This is a genomic window from Shewanella litoralis, assembly GCF_009828585.1.
GTDB classification, from domain to species: domain Bacteria; phylum Pseudomonadota; class Gammaproteobacteria; order Enterobacterales; family Shewanellaceae; genus Shewanella; species Shewanella litoralis.
Map to the genome: position 1 here is coordinate 404,512 of NZ_WSRZ01000001.1, position 26,148 is coordinate 430,659.

22 protein-coding genes are annotated in these 26,148 nt (G+C 44.1%); 14 read left to right on the plus strand and 8 right to left on the minus strand.

Annotation, left to right across the window (positions count from 1 at the left end):
* Positions 1-60: 60 nt before the first annotated feature.
* Positions 61-780 (plus strand): 3-deoxy-D-manno-octulosonic acid kinase, encoded by a 720-nt coding sequence (locus tag GQA99_RS01890; RefSeq protein ID WP_160052147.1) that lies wholly within the window; start codon positions 61-63, stop codon positions 778-780.
* Here the strand turns inward: GQA99_RS01890 and waaA are convergent.
* Entirely contained in the window at positions 766-2,052 is a 1,287-nt protein-coding gene (gene waaA, locus GQA99_RS01895; protein WP_160052148.1) for a lipid IV(A) 3-deoxy-D-manno-octulosonic acid transferase, read from the minus strand. The genes GQA99_RS01890 and waaA overlap by 15 nt on opposite strands.
* Before the next feature lie 130 nt (positions 2,053-2,182).
* Between waaA and GQA99_RS01900 the strand changes: the two genes are divergently transcribed.
* The 5 genes from GQA99_RS01900 to glpG all read left to right on the plus strand — a co-directional run bounded on the left by GQA99_RS01900 (position 2,183) and on the right by glpG (position 6,695).
* Positions 2,183-2,839: a TetR/AcrR family transcriptional regulator gene (locus GQA99_RS01900; protein ID WP_160052149.1), complete on the plus strand. Its 657-nt coding sequence runs from the start codon at positions 2,183-2,185 to the stop codon at positions 2,837-2,839.
* A gap of 333 nt (positions 2,840-3,172) precedes the next feature.
* Entirely contained in the window at positions 3,173-4,366 is a 1,194-nt protein-coding gene (locus tag GQA99_RS01905) for a glycine C-acetyltransferase (protein WP_160052150.1), read from the plus strand.
* A gap of 41 nt (positions 4,367-4,407) precedes the next feature.
* Positions 4,408-5,433 (plus strand): L-threonine 3-dehydrogenase, encoded by a 1,026-nt coding sequence (tdh, locus tag GQA99_RS01910; protein WP_160052151.1) that lies wholly within the window; start codon positions 4,408-4,410, stop codon positions 5,431-5,433.
* 108 nt (positions 5,434-5,541) lie between these two features.
* Entirely contained in the window at positions 5,542-5,850 is a 309-nt protein-coding gene (gene glpE, locus GQA99_RS01915) for a thiosulfate sulfurtransferase GlpE (protein ID WP_160052152.1), read from the plus strand.
* Positions 5,847-6,695 carry a rhomboid family intramembrane serine protease GlpG gene (gene glpG, locus GQA99_RS01920; RefSeq protein ID WP_160052153.1) on the plus strand — a complete coding sequence of 283 codons (849 nt, stop codon included), beginning with the start codon at positions 5,847-5,849 and terminating at the stop codon, positions 6,693-6,695. Before glpE ends, glpG begins: the two co-directional genes overlap by 4 nt.
* 53 nt (positions 6,696-6,748) lie before the next feature.
* Here the strand turns inward: glpG and elbB are convergent, their stop codons facing one another.
* A complete protein-coding gene (gene elbB / locus GQA99_RS01925) occupies positions 6,749-7,405 on the minus strand; it encodes an isoprenoid biosynthesis glyoxalase ElbB (protein WP_160052154.1) in 657 nt (218 codons plus the stop codon).
* Between the two features lie 640 nt (positions 7,406-8,045).
* Here elbB and polA point away from each other — a divergent pair.
* A complete protein-coding gene (gene polA / locus GQA99_RS01930; RefSeq protein ID WP_160052155.1) occupies positions 8,046-10,802 on the plus strand; it encodes a DNA polymerase I in 2,757 nt (918 codons plus the stop codon).
* A 632-nt stretch (positions 10,803-11,434) separates the two neighbouring features.
* Here the strand turns inward: polA and yihA are convergent.
* Positions 11,435-12,100 (minus strand): ribosome biogenesis GTP-binding protein YihA/YsxC, encoded by a 666-nt coding sequence (gene yihA, locus GQA99_RS01935; RefSeq protein ID WP_160052156.1) that lies wholly within the window; start codon positions 12,098-12,100, stop codon positions 11,435-11,437.
* A gap of 266 nt (positions 12,101-12,366) precedes the next feature.
* Between yihA and GQA99_RS01940 the strand changes: the two genes are divergently transcribed.
* The 5 genes from GQA99_RS01940 to GQA99_RS01960 all read left to right on the plus strand — a co-directional run bounded on the left by GQA99_RS01940 (position 12,367) and on the right by GQA99_RS01960 (position 16,681).
* Entirely contained in the window at positions 12,367-12,990 is a 624-nt protein-coding gene (locus tag GQA99_RS01940; protein ID WP_160052157.1) for a c-type cytochrome, read from the plus strand.
* Between the two features lie 1,109 nt (positions 12,991-14,099).
* Positions 14,100-14,762, plus strand: a complete 663-nt coding sequence (locus GQA99_RS01945; protein ID WP_160052158.1) for a class I SAM-dependent methyltransferase — start codon at positions 14,100-14,102, stop codon at positions 14,760-14,762.
* Between the two features lie 55 nt (positions 14,763-14,817).
* On the plus strand, positions 14,818-15,366 hold the full coding sequence (yihI, locus tag GQA99_RS01950) for a Der GTPase-activating protein YihI (RefSeq protein WP_160052159.1): 549 nt from the start codon (positions 14,818-14,820) through the stop codon (positions 15,364-15,366).
* Positions 15,367-15,478: 112 nt separating this feature from the next.
* A complete protein-coding gene (locus tag GQA99_RS01955; RefSeq protein ID WP_160052160.1) occupies positions 15,479-15,946 on the plus strand; it encodes a DUF2489 domain-containing protein in 468 nt (155 codons plus the stop codon).
* A gap of 162 nt (positions 15,947-16,108) precedes the next feature.
* A complete protein-coding gene (locus tag GQA99_RS01960; protein WP_160052161.1) occupies positions 16,109-16,681 on the plus strand; it encodes a lysophospholipid acyltransferase family protein in 573 nt (190 codons plus the stop codon).
* A 5-nt stretch (positions 16,682-16,686) separates the two neighbouring features.
* On the opposite strand, the gene GQA99_RS01965 is transcribed toward GQA99_RS01960, so the two are convergent.
* From GQA99_RS01965 to hutC, 5 genes are all read right to left on the minus strand, one after another.
* The gene (locus GQA99_RS01965; protein ID WP_160052162.1) at positions 16,687-18,132 is read right to left on the minus strand and encodes an alpha/beta fold hydrolase; all 1,446 of its coding nucleotides are present in this window, start codon (positions 18,130-18,132) and stop codon (positions 16,687-16,689) included.
* 33 nt (positions 18,133-18,165) lie between these two features.
* Positions 18,166-19,428 carry a mechanosensitive ion channel family protein gene (locus tag GQA99_RS01970; RefSeq protein ID WP_160052163.1) on the minus strand — a complete coding sequence of 421 codons (1,263 nt, stop codon included), beginning with the start codon at positions 19,426-19,428 and terminating at the stop codon, positions 18,166-18,168.
* A 259-nt stretch (positions 19,429-19,687) separates the two neighbouring features.
* Positions 19,688-21,226 (minus strand): histidine ammonia-lyase, encoded by a 1,539-nt coding sequence (hutH, locus tag GQA99_RS01975; RefSeq protein ID WP_160052164.1) that lies wholly within the window; start codon positions 21,224-21,226, stop codon positions 19,688-19,690.
* A 3-nt stretch (positions 21,227-21,229) separates the two neighbouring features.
* Positions 21,230-22,900 (minus strand): urocanate hydratase, encoded by a 1,671-nt coding sequence (gene hutU, locus GQA99_RS01980; RefSeq protein ID WP_160052165.1) that lies wholly within the window; start codon positions 22,898-22,900, stop codon positions 21,230-21,232.
* 134 nt (positions 22,901-23,034) lie between these two features.
* Entirely contained in the window at positions 23,035-23,739 is a 705-nt protein-coding gene (hutC, locus tag GQA99_RS01985) for a histidine utilization transcriptional repressor HutC (RefSeq protein ID WP_160052166.1), read from the minus strand.
* 133 nt (positions 23,740-23,872) lie between these two features.
* On the opposite strand from hutC, the gene hutI reads away from it, so the two are divergent.
* Positions 23,873-25,105, plus strand: coding sequence for an imidazolonepropionase (gene hutI / locus GQA99_RS01990; protein ID WP_160052167.1), 1,233 nt, complete (start codon positions 23,873-23,875; stop codon positions 25,103-25,105).
* 193 nt (positions 25,106-25,298) lie between these two features.
* A complete protein-coding gene (locus GQA99_RS01995; protein ID WP_160052168.1) occupies positions 25,299-26,075 on the plus strand; it encodes a haloacid dehalogenase type II in 777 nt (258 codons plus the stop codon).
* The last annotated feature ends 73 nt before the right edge of the window (positions 26,076-26,148 follow it).

The window sequence follows — 26,148 nt, forward strand, 5'->3', positions numbered from 1 at the left end:
TGATCTTAAGGTATAATGTTATTTCGATCCACAATCAAGCCCGTGCTATTTGATAATTAGATGCAAATAAAAACTACCCAACAAGGCCATATCGCCTGGTGCGAACCCAGTGCAGCGACTCTAACAGCGCAAGATTTCTCTGTGGATGTTTGGCAAGCCAAAGCCGCAGTTGTAGGCCAGTCTAAAGGTCGCTACACCACCTGGTTTGTTAAAACAGACTCAGCGCAAACCTGGGTGTTACGCCATTATTGGCGCGGCGGATTGATAGGTAAATTTAACCGCGACAGTTATCTATACACCGGCCTTAAGCAAACCCGTGCAATGGCGGAATTAGCGATTTTAGAAACGCTTTACCAAGAGGGCTTTGCAGTACCGAGGCCCATCGCCGCCCATGTTGCACGTTCAGGTTTATGCTACAACGCCGACATTATTATTGAGCATGTTGCTGGCGCAAAAGATTTAGTCGCCTATTTAAGCCAACAGTCTATGGATGAGCAACAATGGCATGCACTTGGTCAAACGATTGCTAAATTTCACTTACGTGGCGTGTATCATGCCGATCTTAATGCCAAAAATGTCTTATTAGCACATGAGCAATTTTATTTAATCGATTTTGACCGCGGCGAGTTACGTCAACCCAACGCAAGCTGGCAACAAGCTAACCTAGACAGATTATTACGCTCATTTAATAAAGAGCAAGGTAAGCTACCTAGCCTGGCGTTTTCACAGCAATGTTGGCAACAACTACTTGATGGTTACCGGAGTCTACACCCTATTTAAATCATTAAATGATTGCCAAAGTGAATCGATAAACGAAAATTGTTTAGCTAATGCGCCACGGTTTTGTGTCACCACCGCTAACGCGGCTGTCGATGCTTGTTGGTATTGATTGTCGTTACTCCAATTAGCCACTAATCGTTGAGCAAGATCGTCGGCTCCTGCAACACATTGCAATCCACCTGCATTGGCAAGCAACTCGGTAATTTCAGCAAAATTCCAATGATTAGGGCCAACGTATACAGGTAAACCCATTGCTGCGGGTTCGAGCGGATTATGCCCACCACCCTCAATTAATGTGCCCCCCACAAAAGCCTGATCGGCTGCGCCATAGAGCATTAATAATTCCCCCATGGTATCGCCGAGTAACACTTGAGTATCAATACTGACGTCATCATTCATACTCCGACGGGCCAACTTAAAACCGGCTTGAGTAATGGTAATGGCCGCTAAATTAAATTGCTCTGGATGACGAGGCGCCATTATCAGTAATGCATCAGGAAAGTTCACTAACAGCTGCTTATGCGCCGCTAATATCGCAGCAAACTCGCCAGGATGGACGCTACCAGCAACCCAAATAGGTGTATCAGTTCGCTGCCATAGGCTTCGAGTTTGCAACGCCTGTCGTTTTTTATCGGGATCGATAGTGAGGTCAAATTTAAGGCTGCCACAAACGTGTATTTGCTGCGGTTTAACACCCAAGGCAATAAAGCGTTCAGACTCAGCTTGTGTTTGCACCAGTATTACATCTAACAGCGTTAACATTGGGGCCGATAAACGTGGTTTACTGGCATACTTGGCTGCCGATTTTTGTGACAAACGTGCATTGGCTAATATCAGTGACGCGCCCTGTTTTTTGGAAAAATAGAGTAAGTTAGGCCATAACTCTGTCTCCATAATAATCACATGTTTGGGCTGTATTTGGCATAAAAAACGTTTAACCGTATAGGCAAAGTCAAAAGGCAGATAACAATGCTGCACCTTATCACCCAATGCTTTTACCACTTCTGCAGAGCCTGTAGGGCTGGTAGTGGTGACGGTAAATGTGTATTGCGGATGCTGCGCCATGAGCTTTTTAATCAGCGGAATGGCCGCCAGGGTTTCTCCCATCGATACGCTATGGACTAACACATCAGTAGGCTTTAATTTGGCAAAGCCGAATCGCTCAGACCATCGATGGCGATAATCAGAACTTTTAATCGCTCGAAAGGCCAAATACATGACAACCAGAGGCAATAAGAGATACAAAAAGAAAGAATATAAGGAACGGTTCATAACAGAATAGTCAGCGATTTTTGCTTGTCAGATAAACACAATGTTAACATACTCATATTGAGTCGGCTTAATGAAATGTTATCGCTGTAATAAGCCAATATCCTAAGCTAATAATGAATACGGAAATCATATGAAAACCCGCGACAAGATCGTTTTTGCCAGTCTAGAACTGTTTAACGAACACGGTGAACGTAGTATTACCACCAACCACATCGCCGCTCACTTAGGCATTAGTCCGGGTAACTTGTATTATCACTTTCGCAATAAAGAAGACATTATCAACTCGATTTTCGCTCAATACGAAAGTCACTTAGAGTCAGGCTTTAAGCCTTATGACGATGTGCCCATTACCATCGAATTATTAATGGGTTACTTCGATGCCATGTTTTATACCTTGTGGCAATTCCGCTTTATGTATGCCAACCTAGCCGATATTTTAAGCCGTGACGAAGCGCTTAAAAAACGTTACTTACATGCGCAACAACAGGTGCTTAACCGCTCGAGTGATATTTTGCGTAAGCTGAAAAAAGACGGTTTTCTGGATGTTGACGACAACAAAGTGACCGCGCTAGCAGACACCATAAAAATGATGGTCAGTTTTTGGATTAGTTACCAGCTGACCCAATCGAGCACATCTAGCATCACCAAAGCGACTTTGTATGATGGCCTGTTACGGGTGTTGATGATATTCCAGGCTTATGAAACACCGGCATCGTCGGCAACCTTCAGCCGATTAGAGCAACATTATCTCGACATCGCCAGCCAAGAGCGCCATCAAGCCGCGTAATCAAAAGCTGACATATAAGCCATATATTAAGCACATGACAATACCTTCCAATCCGCCAATATCAGACTACAATTGTGCTTTGATATGTGCGGATTTTTTTGCGCTATTCCCAGCAATGAAATCCCATGATTGCACTTGTTAATGATTAGTTTTTTTAATGCGAACAATCACTAGCCCTAATCTAATTCATGTTGGTCTGACGACTAAAAAAAACGCTGTGGAGCGGCAATAATAAAGGTTAGAATGCCAGCAACTCCAAAACACCCTTCAATTACAGCGGTGTTTTACTGCGTGATTTGGATAAGCATAATAACCATATTTAGGAGAACACAGGTGGCATCTACCTCTTTTTACGACCGTATCAATCAACAAATTGCCGATGTTAAAGCAGATGGCCTATACAAAAGTGAACGCATCATTGCTTCAGCTCAACAGACAGCCATTGAAGTAAACCACGAAAAAGTGATTAACTTTTGTGCCAACAACTATTTAGGCTTAGCCAACCACCCAGAACTAATTCAAGCGGCCAAAGCAGGCTTAGACAGCCATGGTTTTGGTATGGCATCTGTGCGTTTTATTTGCGGAACTCAAGACACTCACAAGCAATTAGAAGCAAGCCTGAGTGAATTTTTGGGCATGGAAGACACGATTCTTTATTCTTCATGTTTTGACGCTAACGCCGGTTTATTCGAAACCTTATTAGACGCCGAAGACGCGATTGTGTCAGATGCGTTAAACCATGCCTCTATTATTGACGGTGTGCGTTTATGTAAAGCTAAACGTTTCCGTTATGCCAACAACGACATGGCTGATCTTGAAACACAATTAATTGCAGCTCAAGCAGCCGGCGCACGCAATATTTTAATTGCAACCGACGGTGTATTCTCAATGGACGGCGTTATCGCTAACCTCAAAGGTGTGTGCGATCTTGCCGATAAATACGGCGCACTGGTTATGGTTGATGACTCGCATGCCGTTGGCTTTATTGGCCAAAATGGCCGTGGAACCCACGAATACTGTGACGTGATGGACCGTGTAGACATTATTACCGGTACATTAGGTAAAGCATTAGGTGGTGCGTCAGGTGGATTTACCGCAGCCAAAAAAGAAGTGGTTGAATGGCTACGCCAGCGCTCGCGCCCTTACCTGTTTTCAAACTCATTAGCACCGTCAATCGTTAGCGCCTCAATTCGCGTACTCGAAATGCTTAAAACAGGCCAAGATTTACGTGAAGCCGTATGGGAAAACAGCCGCTATTTCCGCGAGCAAATGTCAGCTTCGGGCTTTACCTTGGGCGGCGCCGACCATGCAATTATTCCGGTCATGATTGGCGATGCCAAACTGGCCAGTGACTTTTCAAACAAGTTGCTTGCTGAACATATCTACGTCATTGGCTTCTCGTTCCCTGTAGTACCAAAAGGCCAAGCGCGTATTCGCACCCAAATGTCTGCTGCACATACTCGTGAGCAACTAGACCATGCTATCAGCGCCTTTACCCGTATCGGTAAAGAAATGGGTATTATCTAACTCGCTCACGTCAATAAGCTCGGGAATATTAGGTTACTAAGATGAAAGCATTAAGCAAATTAAAGCCTGAAGAAGGCATCTGGATGGTTGATGCACCAAAACCAGAAATGGGTCATAACGATCTATTAATTAAAATTCGTAAAACCGCTATTTGCGGAACCGACGTGCATATCTACAACTGGGACGAATGGTCACAAAAAACCATTCCTGTTCCTATGATTGCCGGCCATGAATACGTGGGCGAAGTGGTCGACATGGGCCAAGAAGTGCGCGGCTTTGCCATTGGCGATCGCGTCTCTGGTGAAGGCCACATTACCTGTGGTTATTGCCGTAACTGCCGTGGTGGTCGTACTCATTTATGTCGCAATACTTCTGGCGTAGGTGTAAACCGTGATGGTGCCTTTGCAGAATACCTTGTATTACCGGCCTTTAATGCATTCAAAATTCCAGCTGACATTCCTGATGACTTAGCCGCTATTTTTGATCCATTTGGTAATGCAGTGCATACCGCGTTGTCATTTGATTTAGTCGGTGAAGATGTATTAATCACCGGTGCTGGCCCGATTGGTATTATGGCAGCTGCCGTGTGTAAACATGTTGGTGCACGTCATGTTGTCATTACTGACGTAAACGAATATCGCTTAGATTTAGCCCGTAAAATGGGCGCGACTCGCGCAGTTAACGTGGCCAAAGAAAGCTTAAAAGATGTGATGAAAGATCTCGGCATGACTGAAGGGTTCGATGTCGGCTTAGAAATGTCTGGTGTACCGTCAGCATTTCACGCCATGTTAGACACCATGAACCATGGCGGCAAAATTGCCATGCTGGGTATTCCGGGTGGCGAGATGGCCATTGATTGGAGCAAAATCATTTTTAAAGGCTTAATCATCAAAGGCATTTACGGCCGTGAGATGTTTGAAACCTGGTATAAAATGGCCAGCTTAATCCAATCAGGCTTAGACTTAACCCCAATCATTACACATCATTTTAATGTGGATGATTTCCAGCAAGGCTTCGATGCAATGCGCTCAGGCCAATCTGGCAAAGTGATTTTAAGCTGGGATTAATCCCCAAGATTATTATCACCGGCACTCTCAGGGGGTTGTATTTATACAACCCCTTGTTGCAAACTGGCCTCCATAGAATCGCAATTCGTACACTTTATAGGTAATACCATGTCTGGTTTTAAACACTTGTCTGTTAATGAGCTAATCCATATGTCTGAGGCATCTAAAGAGGTGCAGGTTGTTGATATTCGTGACGCAGCTAGCTTTGCTGCTGGCCATATTCAACACTCAGTTAATTTAACCAATGAAAACTTAGCCCACTATATTGCAGCTGCAGATATGGATAAGCCGCTTGTAGTTGTGTGTTATCACGGTATGAGCAGCCAAAGCGCGGCAAATTATTTAAATGAACAAGGCTTTGATGATGTATACAGTCTTGACGGTGGTTTCAGTGCCTGGAGCCTCGCCCACTCATGATAGAAATAGGTCAACTTCCTAACGCCCGTGCTGCACAAGCATTCATTGATTACCTTAAAGGGTTGAACATTCAATGCCATGCAGTGCAACATGCCCAGGGTGTTGGCCTAATGATTAGCAATCCTGCTGATGAATCACAAGCGCGCGTTGAACTCGAGCAATTTGCTAACAATCCCTATGACAGTAAATATCTACAAGCCTCATGGGACAATGGTGACACCACGGCGCAATTTAACTATGGCCCAGGCGCTAAAGGATTGCTGCAACAATTTTTAACTGGTGCTGGCCCGCTTACACTAATAACATTCTTTGCTTGTGTCGCGGTATTTGCCGGGATGAACTTAGGCTTTGCTGATGCGATATACACTCAACTCTCGTTTTTTGGCGCAGTTCCACAAAGTGATATCAGCCAAATATGGCGTTTATTTACCCCAAGCCTAATGCACTTTTCTGCCATGCATATCATCTTTAATTTACTCTGGTGGTGGTATTTAGGTGGCAAAATTGAAACCAGCCTCGGTGTTAGGCCGCTGCTATTTTTATTAGTGATTGCTGGAACGATTCCCAGCGTAGTGCAGTTTTATATGACTGGGCCAAACTTTGGCGGCTTGTCTGGCGTGGTTTATGCCGTAGTTGGGTACACATGGCTAATGGGTGTTAGACAACCCAAGTGTGGCATCCATTTACCGCAAGCCTATATGGGATTTATGATGGTGTGGTTGGTGCTTGGCTTTACAGACATACTCGGTATGCCAATTGCCAACGGCGCTCACATTGGCGGTTTACTCGTCGGCCTGGCGCAAGCACTGTTTGACAGCCGTAAACAACAGCGTAATAGCCAATAGCATCAAACAAAAACCACCGTACAAGGTGGTTTTTGTTTTCACAACTGTAACGATTAATCCATCATTTCAATCACTTTATTCACTAGTTTTTCAATTCCTACATGAGCTTCTAATATTGATGTTGCCAACATATACGCAGGTGTACTCACCACTTTATGTACTTCATCAACTACAATATCATCCACTTTAACAGCCTGATGCTTTCCGCCCATCTCGTTAAACGCCTGTGCAGTGTCGTTGTCGTTACCAATCGTCCCTGTCGCACCTTGGCCGTAAATCTGTGGGATCATCACCGGAGAAATACACACAAAACCAACCGGTTTACGGGCATTGGCAAAATCGCGAATAAAGTTCTCCACAATTGGGTTTATATGGCAGCTGCTACCCGTTGTAGCAAAATTTGATAAGTTCTTCGCCGCCCCAAAACCACCAGGGATCACTAACCCATCATAATCATTTACATCTAAATTACTGGCATTGAGCACTTCACCACGGGCAATACGAGCAGACTCAACCAACACATTACGGGTTTCGTCATTACTCACCTCACCCGTTAAATGGTTCACCACATGCATTTGAGCAATGTCAGGAGCAAAACATTGATATTGCGCACCTGCACGGGTAATGGCCAGCAAACTCAACACGGCTTCATGAATTTCAGAGCCATCAAACACTCCACATCCACTCAGTAACACAGCTATCTTTTTCATGCTATTCACCTTCATTGTAATGACAGTTTGGCGCTACGACTTAACGCCTTCAGTCGTGACACCTATAGATTGAGCGCTTAGTTGTACTTTTGACAGCTCTTTTAATTGAACGATTTATTGTACTTTTTATTGATAATGTAAAATTTACAACATAAATCCAACAAAACGGTTGATCTGATTAAAAATCATGCTAACTTAGAACGTCGAATTTACCTGGTGGGCTTTTTTTAGCCATAAAACATCATTTAAATTCATTGTGGCTTAACTGACATCAATAAAAAAGTCCACAAATTAGTTATATTTATTGAAATTAATAAATAGCTCACAAAAATAAAAATAATAAATAAAATTCAACAAGTTACTGATTTCATTTCAAGCCGTAAGAAAATCTATCCAACAACGTTGATTATTTCACTCACAGACTTATCCACAGGCTGCGGGTTATTTTTCGTGGGTAAAAATCAACATTTTGTCACCTTGTCATCTCAGCCAAACTCACCAACCGCGCGGCTTGTCGGACCATCAAAGTCTTGCTCACTTTAAGAGATAAATTGACGACAATCTCACAAGTACCTTGAGGTGCTGTGGGTATAATGTCATCCTATCGGTCTCGCAAAATACACAATACGAAAATCATATTATGCCTACAATTCCGAATAATCCGCTTATCCTTGTCGATGGCTCTTCTTATCTTTATCGCGCTTATTATGCGCCGCCTCATTTAACGAATTCAAAAGGTGAAGCGACAGGTGCGGTTTATGGTGTTGTTAACATGCTACGGAGTTTATTGAGCCGTTACAGCCCTAGCCATATTGCTGTGGTATTTGACGCTAAAGGCAAAACCTTTCGTAACGACATGTATGGCGAATATAAAGCGCAACGCCCACCGATGCCAGATGATCTTCGCAGCCAAATAGAACCACTGCACCGTATTATTCACGCCATGGGGTTACCGCTGATTAGTATCTCAGGTGTTGAAGCAGATGACGTCATTGGCACCATAGCCTTGCAAGCGAGCAAAGAGGGCCGTGCAACGCTAATCAGTACTGGCGATAAAGACATGGCGCAGCTGGTCAACGAACACGTGACCTTAATCAATACCATGACAGACACCATCATGGGCCCCGAAGAAGTTAAAACTAAATTTGGCGTTGGCCCAGACCGTATTATTGATTTTTTAGCATTAATGGGTGACAAAGCCGATAACATTCCCGGCTTGCCTGGTGTGGGTGAGAAAACCGCATTAGCCATGTTAACCGGTGTAGGCAGTGTGGCGCAGCTACTGGCCGATCCACAAAGTGTGGTTGAGGTGGGCTTTAGAGGCGCCAAAACCATGCCAGCTAAAATTATCGATAACGCTGATATGCTTAAGCTCTCTTATGAACTTGCTACCATCAAAACCGATGTCGAATTAGAGCAAGACTGGCATGAGTTGAATGTTAAGCCACAAGATCGCGATGAATTAATCAAATGTTTTGGTGAAATGGAGTTTAAGCGTTGGTTAGCAGAAGTCCTAGACAACAAACAACCTACAGGCACTGTTAGCCAAGATAGTGACGAAGAAATTACCGTCTCAGCCGCTATCGAAGTCGAATATGAAACCATTCTTAGCGAAGAAGCATTAGACAAATGGATTGATGAACTCAGTAAAGCTGAACTGATTGCCGTTGATACTGAAACAACCAGCCTTAATTACATGGAAGCCCAGCTTGTGGGATTATCCTTTGCCACTCAGGCAGGCAAGGCAGCATATCTGCCATTAGCCCATGATTACCTGGATGCCCCACAACAACTCGACAAAGCCGCAACGCTTGAAAAGCTGCGTCCTATCTTAGAGGGTAAAACGCCACAAAAAGTCGGTCAAAATCTAAAGTATGATATGAGTATTTTAGCCAATGCTGGCATTAAGCTTGGCGGCGTACGCTTTGACACCATGCTTGAATCATATGTATTTAACTCGGTGGCATCACGTCATGATATGGATGGCTTGGCACTCAAATATCTAGGCCATAAAAATATCAGTTTTGAGGACGTCGCAGGTAAAGGTTCCAAGCAGCGGACCTTTAATCAAATAGACCTAGACACTGCCGGGCCATACGCCGCAGAAGATGCCGATATCACGCTCCGTTTACATGAACACTTATGGCCTCGTTTAGAAAAAGAATCAGAATTAGCCTCAGTATTTAACGAATTAGAACTGCCGTTAATTCAGGTATTGTCAGACGTTGAACGCCAGGGTGTGTTAATCGACTCAATGTTACTGAGTCAGCAAAGTGGCGAACTGGCTCAAAAACTCGACGACCTTGAAAATAAAGCTTACGAAATTGCCGGCGAGAAGTTTAACCTCGCATCGCCTAAGCAACTGCAAACGCTCTTCTTTGAAAAACTTAACTACCCAGTTAAAAAGAAAACCCCAAAAGGTGCCCCTTCAACTTCAGAAGAAGTGTTAGTTGAGTTAGCCTTAGACTATCCGCTGCCTAAAATTATTCTTGAGCACCGTAGCCTGGCTAAATTAAAAAGCACCTACACAGATAAATTGCCGCTGATGGTCAATGCCACCACCGGCCGCGTCCATACTAGCTACCATCAAGCCAATGCCGCTACCGGGCGTTTGTCGTCCAGCGAGCCTAACTTACAAAACATCCCTATTCGTTCCGAAGAAGGCCGCCGCATTCGCCAGGCCTTTATTGCCCCTGCCGGTCGTAAAATTTTAGCGGCCGACTATTCGCAAATCGAATTACGCATTATGGCCCACTTATCTCAAGACAACGGCTTATTAACCGCATTTGCTGCAGGTAAAGACATCCATAGAGCCACCGCAGCAGAAGTCTTTGGTGTTCACTTTGAAGAAGTCACCACCGAACAGCGTCGCCGCGCTAAAGCCGTTAACTTTGGCTTAATTTACGGTATGTCTGCGTTTGGTTTAGCTAAGCAATTAGATATTCCGCGTAACGAAGCACAAACCTACATCGACACCTATTTTGCTCGTTATCCTGGTGTGTTGAAGTATATGGAAGAAACACGTGCTGATGCCGCCGAGCAAGGTTATGTATCGACTCTATTTGGTCGACGCTTGTACCTGCCAGAAATCAACGACCGTAATGCCATGCGCCGTCAAGCCGCTGAGCGCGCCGCCATTAACGCACCGATGCAAGGCACAGCTGCCGATATCATCAAAAAAGCCATGATTGCCATTCACCAGTGGATTAATCAAGACACGCAAGGTGAAATCACTCTCATTATGCAAGTACACGATGAATTGGTGTTTGAAGTTGATGAAGCACAAGCTGACGCACTTAAAACCAAAGTGTGCGACCTAATGGCACAGGCAGCAGCTCTTGATGTGCCATTGCTTGCAGAGGCAGGAATAGGCGATAACTGGGACGAGGCCCACTAAAGCTAACATTTACATACCTCCTTACGAGTGCTGACTCACCCATAATAATGCCGCTAACCTCAATGCGGCATTATTGTTTAAGGCGTCAAATGACCTCTCAATATGAGTAACCTTGTATTCATATCAATATAAAACAGACAACAACTTATCGATCTGATTAACAAATAACCAACGATTTGAGGCCGAGCTCACAGTTATTGTGTCTTTTTATGAAAAACAGTTTTTCATTTTAAGGCGAATGCGCTATTATCTCAGTCGTAGGGTACAGAGGTTAAGATGTTCAATCTTTCAAACCTTTATTTCACTAGAAATAGTGACTAGCCAAATTCGGCGCCCCAGCAACTTAGGTTGCTGGGGCTTTTTTTTGGTTTTTTTTCGTATCTAAAAATATTTAGAGTAAATACTTTAACTTTGATAAAAAAGCAGTTATTCTATGGTCATTGAGGGTCATCAAATTGAGTTGGTGGCACTTGAGTCTTGTTGAATTTAGCTTCTCCCCAAAAGAGCTAATTTTTGTACCGATAGCCTCTTGGTTGTCGGTTTTTTTTGGATAATTTTCATCAAAAAACAGATATAAAAAAACCGACATTAAAGTCGGTTCATTCAAAAACATGCCTGCATTATATCAAATGCTATTTTTGGGCAGATTGCTCACGTAAAGCTTGTTGTTCTGGCAGCCATGTTGGATGACACCATTCATTCAAAATACCCAGAACTTTTGGCTTGCCTGTGCCTTTTAATGACGAAAAAGGTTCAATTTGCACCTTGTCACCAAATTCAGCCAACGCTTTACGCACTTCATTAACCGTTTTTGTTTTAACGCTTTGAGTCAATTTATCTGACTTAGTTAACAACGCCAACACCGGAATATGACTTAATACCGCCCATTCTATCATCTGCATATCGAGATCTTTTAGCGGATGACGAATATCCATCAATACCACCACACCACTCAAACAAGCACGCTTTTGTAAATATTCACCTAATGCTTGCTGCCATTTGTTTTTAAGCGCCAAAGGAACCTGGGCAAAACCATAACCCGGTAAATCCACTAAACGGCGGTCAGCATCTAATTCAAAAACGTTAATAAGCTGAGTACGACCAGGTGTTTTACTGGTTCTGGCTAAGCTTTTTTGCTCTGTTAGTGCATTTAACGCACTCGACTTACCCGCATTTGAACGGCCAGCAAACGCAATCTCAACCCCGATATCCCCAGGTAGATACTGATCTAAATGTGCAATATCTGGCGCACTGATTAAAAACTTTGCCTTACGGAAATCGATACGAGATTCGGTCACTAGTCACTCCAATTTAATTACTTTCAGTAAACGCATTACCATAAATGTTTAACAATTGCTTACTTTTGCACGTTTTCGTGTAAAATATTAGCCTGATCACATTATATACCCAAGCAACGCTGATATGTGTGATGTAGTTATATTTGATCTCGTTCTACTCGAACGACGTAAACTACATCAAAAGCGCTTGGAAAAAACTATTTTACCACGCTTGCGGGTCTTCCTAGTAAGCTCAGGACAATAAATTAACAAGAAGTTGGAACGCCATGAAAAAGTTAGCTCTTGCGCTGTCTGTAGTAGCCACTATGTCATCACCTGCTATGGCTGAAGGTAATGCTGAAGTCGGCAAAACTAAAGTAATCGTATGTTCTGCCTGTCACGGTGTTGACGGCAACAGCATGATCGATATGTACCCAAAAATTGCAGGCCAACACCCTGCGTACCTTGAAAAGCAATTAACAGAATTCCGTGCTGCCATGCAAACGGGTGGTAAAGAAGGCCGTATGGACCCAATTATGGGCGGTATGGCAATGGGATTAAGCGATACAGACATTGCTGACATCTCTGCGTTCTTTGCAAGCCAAACTCAATCAGCTAATCCAGCGGTTGAAGGCACAGAAGCAGGCGAGAAATTATACCAAGGTGGCGACGCTGCTCGTGGTATCACCTCTTGTATTGCATGTCATGGCCCAGATGGTAGTGGTGCTGGCGCAGCTGGCTTCCCAATGATTGGTGGTCAACACGCTAACTACATCAAAATCCAGTTAACTAAGTTCCGTGATGGCACTCGTAACAACGATTTAAATGGCATGATGCAAGATGTTGCAAAAAAATTGTCTGATGCAGATATCGAAGCACTATCTAAATATATTTCAACTATTAAGAAATAATAGACTGGCTTCGAGATAATAAAAATGAGCATATATTGCTCATTTTTATTACTTGATAGTTGACGTTTACGTCAACTGATCGCATTAATACTTGACATAGTTCACGGTTTTAGAGTTAAATACACCCCGTACCGAGGTAAACCCAACTGTTTGAACCATAAATCTAATAACATCAAGCAGATTTCGGACTGATACATTTAAGATATAAGAATAAAGAAAAGTCATAACAATAATAATTTAAGGCCACTCACTAATACTAATAACATGAGTCGCGGTTTCAATTTGAAATCCAGGTCGTAAAATTTGTAAGGAACAGACCGATTGGTCAATTTGCTATTTAGCACTGCCTTACACAACAGAGTAACCCTTTTGGTGTTATTTGAATGATTCAAATAACCGCAAATCCAACATTTTGTTGAGGATGCGCCCACAAGAAGCTTACTCGAAGGTACATTAAAACAAGGATGGTTGACTGTTAGTCACAGAAGACAATTAGGATAATGATGCGTCATTGAAGACCATCTACGGAAGCTGTAGTCAGGACGGCGACAGAATATAAAAAAGCGTCAGCGATGACCAATAACAACTAAAAAAGCACGGAAAGCACAATAAAAGTTACGATCTGACCGGGATAGTCACATAGCAAGTACGGATACTTGGAATCAGAATAAGGTGCATATAAGCACTGTTTTACGAGGTGGCAGTTTACTGCCACCTTTTTTTATGCGTTTTTTATGGTTCTATCGTCTGCAACTATATTTCTACTAATACCATTGCGCGTTAGTAAATGATCTCTCAGCGAGAATTTAAAAGGGCTTAAACAAGGCGAATGACTGAACGAATAGTTGTTCTCTTTCGAAGTCATGCAACGCAGTGTAAGCTCTTTTAAAACTCGCCTGAAAGGAATGCACCAGCCGCTTTTGCTCTGCGTTCTCGCTATTTGAAATGGAACAACCATGACTACTAGCGACGCCTTAATCAAAAACCGCTGGACCCATTCTGAGTGGTCACTTATTAATGTGGAATGGTATAATCTGAATTAGAATTTGGACATTAATATAATTTACTGTTATCACTATATATTGTTTACTAAGGTGCTGCTGTCGTTAATGAGCCCATGCCCACTTTGTCATCATTCAGCTGACTTTTTTGTGCAAGACAAAAAAAGAGCTTTCTACGCCTGCTCACTGTGCGGCTTAATTTTCGCTAATCCAAAATCACACCTTATGCCTAACCTAGAGCGACAACGCTATGGTCGAGCACAACGTTCCTCAAAGCAAAAACAATTGTCACAGTTTGTGTTACCGCTATTGCAACAAATATCACAACAACAAGCCGGCCGCTTAACTGGCCTAAATTTTGGCAGAATCTTAGATGCAAAAAGCCAGCAAACCATTGTTGAAGCTGGCCATCAGGTCAATCAATACGATCCATTCTTCGCAGCAGATCAGTCTGTATTAAGCCAACACTACGATTTTGTTTGCTGTTATCGCGTTTTTGAGCATTTTAGGCATCCATACCGAGAATGGAATTTACTCAATCAATTGATAAAACCTAATGGCTGGTTAGCCATCAGTACGCCTTTGATGACCGACAAAGCCTTATTTGCAAAATGGCATTATAAAAATAATCCCACTCATGTAAGCTTTTATCAGCAAGCAACATTCGAATATTTAGCCTCCAATAGCGATTTTGAGCTATTATTTGCATCGAAAGATCTGGTTTTGATGCAAAAATCGTCAAAACCTGATATAAAGCGCATCCATATTTAGTGCCTTACAGAAATTGCTCTGTAAGGACGTGTTTAGAAAACCTAACGAGAACATCATGGCTCGCAGTAAAAAAACTCGCAAAGGCGGCGATAACGGCCCTAAGTTTGCCCCAAGAGTAAAAAAAGCCGATCGCAACACGGTCGATGGTAAGAAATCAGAAACGGGCCGTAAATCTGGCAGCCGTCACAATGAAGCTTTACTTAAACAAGCATCAGGTAATGGCGCCGCGGTAAAAAAAGATACACGTCATGGCAGTAAAAAACCGGTTGCATTAACATTACCGAAATCAATTACTGAGCCGTTAGTGGTTAAGCCTAAACAGCCTAAATTAACTGACGAGCAAAAGTTATTAAAGTTAGAAGATGATCCAAGACTGAATCAGTTGCTAGACCAGCTTGAAGAAGGCCGTGATCTGCCTGATGCCGATCAAAAATGGCTAGATGCTCAATTAGATAAAATTGAACAGTTAATGCAACGTTTAGGCTTAACTGACGGTGATGAGTCGCCAGCGCCAAGCCCTAAAAAGGAACTGACTGACGATGAGTTATTGAATCGTTTTGAGTCAGGTGCTGATCTGCTAAAAGATTATCAAAAACAAGACTAAGCCACTCAATGAATTTCATTTGAATGGCATAAACTGGCGCACACCTAGTCGATTGGGTATATACCCAACAAACAAGGTGCGCGCCAGTTTTGTATTCAAAAAAGGATAAATTGTGCCGACAATCGCCATTATTATTGCATTAATCATTATCATCGCCCTTGCTGCGTACGCCACTCACCTATTATTAACCCTTAAGCGCCGCACTGAGGCTAACCAACAAGCGCAAGCAGAGCGTCAAGCCAAAGCAGAGGAACGTAGACAGCAAATCCTTACCGATATCCGTTATATTGCTGCTGCTATGCTAGAAGACCGCTGCGAGCTTTCTGAAGGTGTGGTGCGTATTGGTAAACTGTTTGATGCATTATCAATGTCAGAACAAGTTGCAGGTGATTTTCCTAACTTATTCGCCCACTATGACATTATTAGAGACCATCCAATTATGGACGCGCGCCAGGCGCTGCCTAAGCAACAACGGATGAAGTATGATTTTGAACGAATGAAGTCAGAAGCAGAGTTAGAGCACGCTATATTAGACGAAGCCAAGCTTATTGCTGAATTTAACAAACCAACCACGCATTAACACTCCCTTATCACTGCGGGCGCGACTCACTTAGTCAGCTCGCAGCGTTCATCCTCATACACAATTGGCTAATAATAGGTTATATGCTTTAATCACTAAACGCTCCGATTTGGTGCGAAAAGCCAATAACAAGAAGCATAAATGCTCTGATTAGGACTCAATATGTTAAGTACATTCTGTTCAGGATTACTGCGTCTACTGGGGTGGACGTTTGAAGGACAACTCGATAAAACTCAACCGTGCGTGATGATAGTAGGGCCTCACACCAGTAATTGGGACTTTATTATCGGAATTATTGCCCGCAGCGCATTAGGCACTAAAATCCACTTTCTGGGCAAACACCAATTGTTTATCGCCCCCTGGGGTTGGCTGTTTCGTGCAATGGGAGGCAGTCCTGTTGATAGACGCAAACATAACAATTTAGTGGATGGAGCAGCCCAGCTGTTTCAGCAAAACCCCAACTATAAATTAGCGCTGGCACCAGAAGGTACGCGCAGCCCAGTTACCCGCTGGAAAAGCGGCTTTTATCATATTGCCGTTAAAGCTGAGGTTAAGATTGTTCCTGTGGGATTAGATTTTGGCCGTAAAAAAATTGTGCTCTCGGCGCCAATGGTGCCCACCGGTAATATTGAAACTGAAATGAATCAATTAATGGATTTTTACCGCTCAATTACAGGTTATCGCCCCAAAAACATCCCCGTTTACCAATTACAAGCGCCCACAGAGCGACGCTAAACGATTTACAGCGCGCTTTCTAGACTTTGTTCGGCTAACACGTAACTGCCACCTAACCGTGTTGATTGGGTGGCCGTGATAATTCTTGTCAGCGACAACACCAGCCGAGTCGATGCTTGCGACACAAACACTGGCGACTCGCCGTAAAAAGTCACCCCTGCAAAATCTAAACGACTGCGATCACTGTTCATTCTGCCCACTATGTCGGTATCTGTTGCAGTAATAACACTGCGAGTGACAGCCATGGTTTGGCCTACTGCACCAATCCGACTCTTTGCCATGTTGAGTATCGAATCAGTCATTATGAGTTGTTGCGTATCCACATGGTCAAAACGCACGAGCTTGCAGTCATTTAATATAATCTGTTGGTATTGACCACTAAAATGGGTTTGATCATCTTGAAAACAACGCCCAACACGCTGGCTAACATTAGCCGCTCGTAATGGGTGCGCGGTAGCAGAGGCTTGTAAGCTAGTCAGTAATAATGAATTAAATACCTGCGGGTGAGATTTCATCGGCACATGACCAGCATCGTTAATCACATGCAATTGAGATAAAGGCAACACATGTTGCAAAGCATAGGCGGTTCGCAGTGGCGCTATTGTATCTTGGGCCCCCCAAATTATCTGGGTGGCAGGCAATTGTTGATAACTGAGCACCGAAAAGTTTTGCTCCATGAGCGCCAATGCGGCATTCATATTCGTTTGCTCGCCAATGGTCATATTACGCACCGACGAATCGCTGCTAAAAATCCGTGTTGGGTCAAAACCAGTACCGGTTTTTTCAAGCATTTTATCGGTAAAGTTATCGACTCGCGCTAATACTCGCCTCACGCCCTGTGGCAAGTCAGCCTGGTCGTTATCACGTGTGGAAAGATGTTTAATATACGCAGTGCGATCTAAAATACCGGCGGCATCGACCAATACCAGTTGTTCAATACGCCCAGGATATTGGCTGGCATAGTACAAACTAATCGCAGCCCCCATTGAATGGCCAACCAACCGGACTTGCCCAGCATGACGATACTGCCCAATAACCCAATCGATCACTTTGGCATATTCTTTTGGGGAGTAAGTAAATACCGCCCCTTGCGACAAACCAAAACCAGGTAAATCAATCGCCACAACATGGTATTTTTCGGCTAATGCAGGGATAACGCTAAGCCAATCTTTAGAGGCTAAATCACCTAGGCCATGTATGAGTACCACGGTATCTTGATGCTCAAGCCCTGCTTGGAGCACAAATAAAGGTGTGTCATGGCTTGGCACCATCACACGTTGATATTGATATTGAGCAGGGTAGTCTGCTAACTCTAACGCTGAAAGTGGTGTGGCGAATTGTGCTTCTTCAGCCCCCAAAGAACGGACTTTCCGATTGATGTCGTTTAACCAATTAGCCTCTGCAGGCACCATTAGCAAAGCCAAGCACATCAGCGCAAATAACTTGCCCAATTCAAATTCCTTTATATTGCACGATGACCAATTTTATTCAGCACCTTGTTTAATGCTGCGGATATCATTTCCGGTCGGTATTTGAAATGCACGTAAGCCAAACTCGGGTAATACCGCAAAAATATGATCAAAAATATCCGCTTGAATCGCTTCATAATAAGTCCAGCGGATATCATTGGTAAAAATATACAGCTCTATCGGCAAGCCTTCGGTAGTCGGTGCCAACTGTCTTACCATTAACGTCATGTCTTTATGAATTTTGTCATGACGACGCAAATACTCTTGTAAATACGCTCTAAAAGTACCGATATTAGTGAGTCTTCTGCCATTCACTTTCATCTCAATGTCACTAATACTGGCATTAGCGGCACTGATTTCACTGAAGGCTTGCGGCAAATATTCTTTTAAATAATTAACTTTGCCTAAGCGAATACGTTCTTCATCGGTTAAAAACTGAATACTGTTAACGTCGATATTCACTGAACGTTTAATACGGCGACCACCAGACTCAGACATGCCACGCCAGTTTTTAAAGGCGTCAGACACCAAAGCGTAGGCAGGGATCATGGTGATGGTATTGTCCCAATTGCGCACTTTGACTGTGGTTAGTGTCACATCTTCTACCGCACCGTCTGCAGCGTACTTATCCATTTGGATCCAGTCGCCTTTACTCACCATACGGTTAGCCGCTAACTGAATACCGGCGACAAAACCTAAAATAGTGTCGCGGAATACCAACATCACTAAACCGGTGGCAACACCTAAACCACTAAAGAAATAGATAGGAGACCGGTCGGCTAAGATTGCGAAGACAACAATTAAACCAATAAAAAACAAGAATAATTTGGTTAGCTGGACAAAGCTCTTTACGGGTAAGCGGCGGTTAATATGATTAACGTCGGCAATTTCATCAGCGGCATTCAATGCGCTGTAAATAGCGCGTAAGATGAAAAACACTAATAACGAGCTCAGCAAGCGATCAATAATCATGCTGGCAAGGTCATGCGAGGTCAGCACTATCGGTATCAGCAAGTCGAGAATCGCTATCGGTACCAGTAACGCAAGGCGTTCGAGTACATTGAAACGCATAAAAATATCGTCCCACGTCACCGACGAACGACGAATAATCACATTTAACACATGCACCACAAAACGATGTGCAATGTAATAACCGATCCCAGCAATCAATAAACAGGAAAAAATTAATATCGAGGTCGCTAACCCATCTGTAGGTTGGCTGTTAATACCTAGGCTCGTTAACCAGGCCGCAATTTCAATACGTACTTCTGTATTCACACACAATCCTTAGCAACATTGTCCTTTACACAAAAGAACGTTTCATACCCAAAAAGACAAACCAGAGTGTAAAGGTTTACAGCCAACATTATGCACTTAAATGACTATTCAATTCAGCACATTCATTCAATAAAATTAACTCAACATACCACCAGCAATATTTCAGAAATTTTACCGAATAAAAAGGACCTTGCGGCCCTTTCATTATATAAAAGTGTGGCTAAAAGCTTGCTCTAAAAGTGTAGTCTCGAAATCTGACCTAAAAGCTTGGCATTAGCCCTTGCGGCAATAGTCGATTAAAACTGGCACTAAGCAATAAATCGACCGAGTTTTCGATATCTGGGGCAAAGTAGCGGTCTTGATCATAAAACGACACAATATCCCTTAACTCTGCTTTAGCCAAAGCCACTGATGCACTGGGTTGCAATGGGCTTCTAAAATCTAGCCCTTGCGCCGCAGCGAGAAGTTCAATGGCGAGCACGCCGCGGGTGTTTTCGCTCATGTCACGCAAGCGTCGCGCGGCAAAAGTGGCCATCGACACATGGTCTTCTTGGTTAGCCGACGTAGGCAAACTGTCTACCGAGGCCGGATGGGCATAGGTTTTGTTTTCAGACGCCAGTGCCGCCGCCGTGACCTGGGCAATCATAAAGCCTGAATTCACCCCACCATTATTGACTAAAAATGGCGGTAATTTTGACAGGCTAGAGTCAATCAGCAGAGCCATACGACGCTCAGCAATCGCGCCCATTTCGGCAATGGCAATCGCCAGATTATCTGCCGCCATTGCCACTGGTTCGGCGTGGAAATTGCCGCCCGAAATAATGTCGCCAGTATCTTGAAACACGAGCGGATTATCGGTGACGCCATTGGCTTCAGCGCCTAGCACTTCTGCCGCTTGACGAATTTGAGTTAAACACGCGCCCAATACCTGTGGCTGACAACGCAGTGAGTATGGATCTTGCACTTTTTCACAATTGGTGTGGCTTTGGCTGATCTCTGATTCACTTGTTAACAAATGACGAAATATCGCCGCAGAATCAATTTGACCTTTTTGACCACGCGCCGCATGAATACGTGCATCAAATGGGCTTCGACTGCCCATTGCCGCCTCTACACTCATGGCACCAATCACTGAACTAGCAGCAAACAAATCTTCTGCATTAAATAAGCCTTCTAACGCTAATGCGGTCGATGCTTGGGTGCCATTTAATAATGCCAAGCCTTCTTTAGCGGCCAGCTCAATCGGTGCTAATCCAGCAATCTCAAGCCCTTCGCTTGCCGATATAATTTGCCCCTTATAGCTCATTTCGCCTTCGCCCAATAATGGCAAACACATATGTGCTAATGGTGCTAAGTCGCCCGATGCACCGACAGAGCCTTTTTCGGGTACACACGGATACACACCAGCATTCACTAACTGAATTAAAAATTCAATCACCTCTAAACGAATACCAGAAAACCCACGGCTTAATGAGTTGATTTTTAACACCATCATTAAACGCACCGTGGCATCTTGCATATATTGGCCAATACCTGCGGCATGAGACAACACAATTGAACTCTGCAAAACTTGTAAATCTTGCGGCGCTATTTTGGTGTTGGCCAACAAGCCAAATCCAGTGTTAATACCATATACAGTACGACCTTCACGCAGCACTTGCTGGACAATTTCAGCACTTTGATTAATGTCTTTAATCGCATCTTTGGCAAGCGTTATCTTGACGCTATTACGACTAATATCGCGGGTTTGTGCCAGTGTTAAGGTACCTGGGTTCAATTCAATTGAGTAAGTCGACATGGGTTACGCTCCTAACATTGGCAGGTCTAAGCCTTGCTCTTTGGCACATTTTTTTGCAAGGTCGTAACCTGCATCGGCATGACGCATTACCCCAGTTGCAGGGTCATTCCACAATACGCGACCTAGCCTAACTGCCGCCTCATCGCTACCATCGGCCACAATCACCACACCAGAATGCTGACTAAAGCCCATGCCGACACCGCCACCATGATGCAACGACACCCAGGTAGCGCCACTGGCGGTATTTAATAACGCATTCATTAATGGCCAATCTGACACCGCATCTGAGCCATCAAGCATGGCTTCGGTTTCACGATTGGGGCTGGCAACCGAGCCTGAATCTAAATGATCTCGACCAATGACCACTGGCGCCGACAGCTCGCCATTTTTGACCATTTCATTAAACGCTAACGCTAAACGGGCACGGTCTTTTAAACCGACCCAGCAAATACGTGCAGGCAAACCTTGAAACGCTATACGCTCACGGGCCATATCGAGCCAATTGTGTAAATGGGGATTATCAGGAATTAGCTCTTTAACCTTGGCGTCGGTTTTGTAGATATCTTCAGGATCGCCAGACAGCGCAACCCAACGAAATGGTCCAATACCTTCACAAAATAACGGCCGCACATATGCAGGCACAAATCCAGGGAAATCAAAGGCATTACTGACACCTTCATCAAAAGCCATTTGACGAATATTATTACCGTAATCGGTCGTTGCTGCGCCTGCGGCTTGCAATGCCAACATGGCGCGAACTTGTACTGCCATCGACTGTTTAGCGGCTTTAACCACAGCGGCTTCGTCAGTTTTACGCATTTGCGCTGCGTATTCTAAACTCCAGCCTTGCGGTAAATAACCATTTAACGGGTCGTGCGCCGAGGTTTGGTCGGTCACCACATCAGGGGTAATACCGCGGGTCACTAACTCACTAAACACATCGGCAGCATTGGCTAATAAGCCGACTGAAACAGGCTTGCCGCTTTGGTTGGCTTGGTAAATCATCGCTAAGGCTTGGTCTAATGATGTGGCTTTTTTGTCGACATAACCTGTGCGCATGCGAAAATCGATGCGGGTTTCATCCACTTCACAGGTGAGCACCGAATAACCCGCCATTGTGCCTGCTAACGGCTGCGCGCCGCCCATGCCGCCTAAGCCGCCAGTTAAAATCCACCTACCTGTAGACGAGCCATTAAAGTGCTGCTTTGCCATGGCGACAAAGGTTTCGTAGGTGCCTTGGACAATGCCTTGCGAACCAATGTAAATCCACGAACCAGCGGTCATTTGGCCGTACATTGCCAAACCTTTTTTATCTAACTCATTAAAGTGCTCCCAGTTAGCCCAATGTGGCACCAGGTTTGAATTAGCAATAATCACTCTTGGCGCATTCGTATGAGTAGTAAACACCCCAACAGGTTTACCCGACTGCACCAATAAGGTTTCATCGTCTTCAAGGCGCTGCAATACCTCAATAATTTTGTCGTAACTTTGCCAGTCTCGCGCGGCGCGGCCAATACCGCCATATACCACTAAATCTTCTGGGCGCTCAGCCACATCGGGGTGAAGGTTGTTCATTAACATCCGCATTGCCGCTTCAGTTAGCCAACTTTTACACTGTAATTGAGTACCGTGTGGCGCAATAATGCGTCTGCTTGGGTCGTGTCGTTTATCCATAATGTCCTCTTCAACCGATTAATTCGGTTTGGTTTTTTATTGGTCTTGTTGTAATAAATTTTAGGTCTTAGGCCTAGGTTTTAGGTATTAATCTTATGGCTGCTAACTGGGTGAGATAAATTCATCGATTGGCATCATTTATTCACCAACGCAGAGGTTAATTTAAACTTACTGCCAGGATGCACTAGCCGTGCAAAGCTCACTACACCTTGGCGTGACCAGGTGCGGCGTAAAATTTGTAAACAAGGTTCTGTGGCCTCTATTGCCAACCTTTGCTGTAATCGTTCATTGGCCATGATGGCTTCAACGGTATGTCGCGCTTCAGTTAACGGCGCTACGGCAGAGAGATATTCGTGAGGCGTCTGTATTGTAAAGTCTTGCTCTAGATACTTTGGCACGAGTTTGGGATTAACAAAGCGCTCTTCTACTTGCAGAGGTAAACCTTGTTCGCAATGCACTAGCACTGAATAAAATACCGGGTTGCCAACCTCAAGCCCCAATGCATTAGCCACAGCAGCACTGGCATCAATCTGCTTTAACTCAAGCTGCTTAACGCTATAACCATGGCCACGGTCTTTAATTTCATCGGCAATATTACGAATGGCCAATAACGATGACTGCGACTTAAGCCCTGCCACAAAAGTACCCACGCCTTGAGTACGCTCTAAAACGCCTGAGTCTACCAGTTCAGTTAACGCCCGCCTTGCGGTCATGCGGCTACACGCAAACAAGTCCGTTAATTGGTTTTCAGACGGCACGCGATCGTTTTCTTGCCATTCACCGGTTTCAATCCGTGACAAAATAAATTGTTTAATTTGAACAAACTTTGCTTGAGCCATATCTTCAGTTCCAATACTGACAAAATTGTCATAATTTATCTGTGGTTTAGCCTACCTTGTATATACAAGGTAAAACAAGTATTGTTTAACAATAGATAGAAGACAAATTTTTGCGATTAAAAAGAGGAATAACATGGTGTGGGATCAAGTATGGATAGATATCAATATCGCTACCATGGACCCTAGTATTTCTGGTGATTACGGGGTAATACCGCAAGCAGCAATTGCCGTAAAAGACGGTAAAATTGCCTGGGTCGGCCCACGCAATGAACTGCCCGAATTTGACGTTTTGGCAACCCCAGTTTATAGGGGTAAAGGGGGTTGGATAACCCCAGGGCTTATTGACGCACACACTCACTTGGTGTTTGCCGGCCATCGCGCCAATGAGTTTGAGCAACGGCTACAAGGCGCCAGTTATCAAGATATTGCCCGCGCTGGCGGCGGTATTATTTCAACGGTTAATGCCTGCCGTGATGCCGATGAAGCAGAGTTATTTGAATTAGGTCGCCAACGCTTAAATGCCCTAGCCAGAGAAGGGGTCACTACTGTTGAAATTAAGTCAGGATACGGCTTAAATACCGCAACCGAACTGAAGCTATTGCGAGTCGCCCGTGAGCTTGGCGAGCATCATCATATCGATGTTAACACCACATTTTTAGGCGCCCATGCCATTCCGCCAGAATACCAGAACGATGTAGACGGCTATGTCGATCTGGTGATTAATGACATGCTGCCCGCGGTTATTGCAGAAGGTTTAGCGGATGCTGTTGATGTATTTTGCGAAAATATCGCCTTTAATCTTGAGCAAACCGAGCGAGTATTAAGTGCGGCTAAACAAGCCGGGTTGCAGATAAAGCTACACGCTGAGCAGTTATCTAATATGGGGGGTAGCGCCTTAGCCGCAAGTTTGGGTGCTAAGTCAGTTGATCATATTGAGTTTTTAGACGAGGCGGGAGTTAAAGCGATAAGCGAAAGTGGAACCTGCGCGACGTTATTACCTGGGGCTTTTTACTTTTTACGCGAAACCCAATTACCGCCCATCGATTTACTGCGCCAATACAATGTGCCGATGGTGATAGCCAGCGACTTTAACCCAGGTTCGTCACCGATTTGCTCAACCCTATTAATGCTCAACATGGCCTGTACCTTGTTTAGATTAACCCCAGAAGAAGCCCTGCGAGGCGTTACTGTTAATGCCGCCAAGGCATTGGGGCTCGAGCATCGCGTTGGTAGCATTACCGTTGGCAAGCAAGCTGACTTTTGTTTATGGGATATCAACACCCCCGCACAACTCGCGTATGCCTACGGGGTTAATCCTTGTTTAAACGTGGTCAAAAATGGCCTGGTAGTTGCCTTACCCCGTTAATCGCATTTCAAGCCGTATGTTGTTGGCTTTTATAGACAGCATATGGCTCTTTCTCCTTCTATACCTGTAAGACCAGCAAGATAAAATCAATAATTGCGTGATTTTAAGATCTATTTCATTTAGGCTAGGTACATTGTGAACGATCGTTCAAAATCTTTTTATTGCTAACCTAACCCATATTGACAGAGGTATTATGAAAATCCGCACACTATTATCAATTGCTAGCGCGTTTTTGTTGCTTAACAGCAGCCATGTTTTCGCCAATGAATCAACTGATTCAGCCACTGAACTCACCAAGCCAAAAGTGATTATTTTTGATGTGAATGAAACTCTGTTAGATCTAGAAAACATGCGTAAATCAGTCGGTACTGCGCTAAATGGTCGTGACGATTTATTGCCATTATGGTTCTCAACCATGTTGCATCACTCTTTAGTGGTTTCAGCCACTGGCGAGTATCAATCGTTTGGTAATATTGGAGTGGCATCACTCGAAATGGTGGCCGAAATTAACGGCATTGCCATCACTCACGAACAAGCTAAAACCGCCATTGTTACGCCATTACGCTCTTTACCCGCGCATCCAGATGTTGCAGAGGGTTTAGCGGCATTAAAAGCTCAAGGTTATAAGCTCGTAACCTTAACGAATTCATCATTAGAAGGCGTTCAATTACAGCTTAAAAATGCAAACTTAAGCCAATATTTTGATGCCAACTTAAGCATCGAGTCTGTTGGTGTATTTAAGCCGCATTTAAGCACTTACCAATGGGCAATTAAAGATTTAGGCGTTAACGCTAACGAAGCCCTAATGGTTGCAGCCCACGGCTGGGATATTGCCGGTGCCGATAAGGCTGGCCTACAGACGGCATTTATTCGTCGCCAGGGTAAAGTGTTGTTCCCACTTGCAGCACAGCCTGACTACAACGTGTTGGATGTGAATGATTTAGCGAAGACGTTAGCTAAATTTAAATAAGCATCAGCTCCACAATCGCCTAACCCTGTTAGGCGATTTTTTCAATTGTTATAGCCCTTGCCATTAACGATTA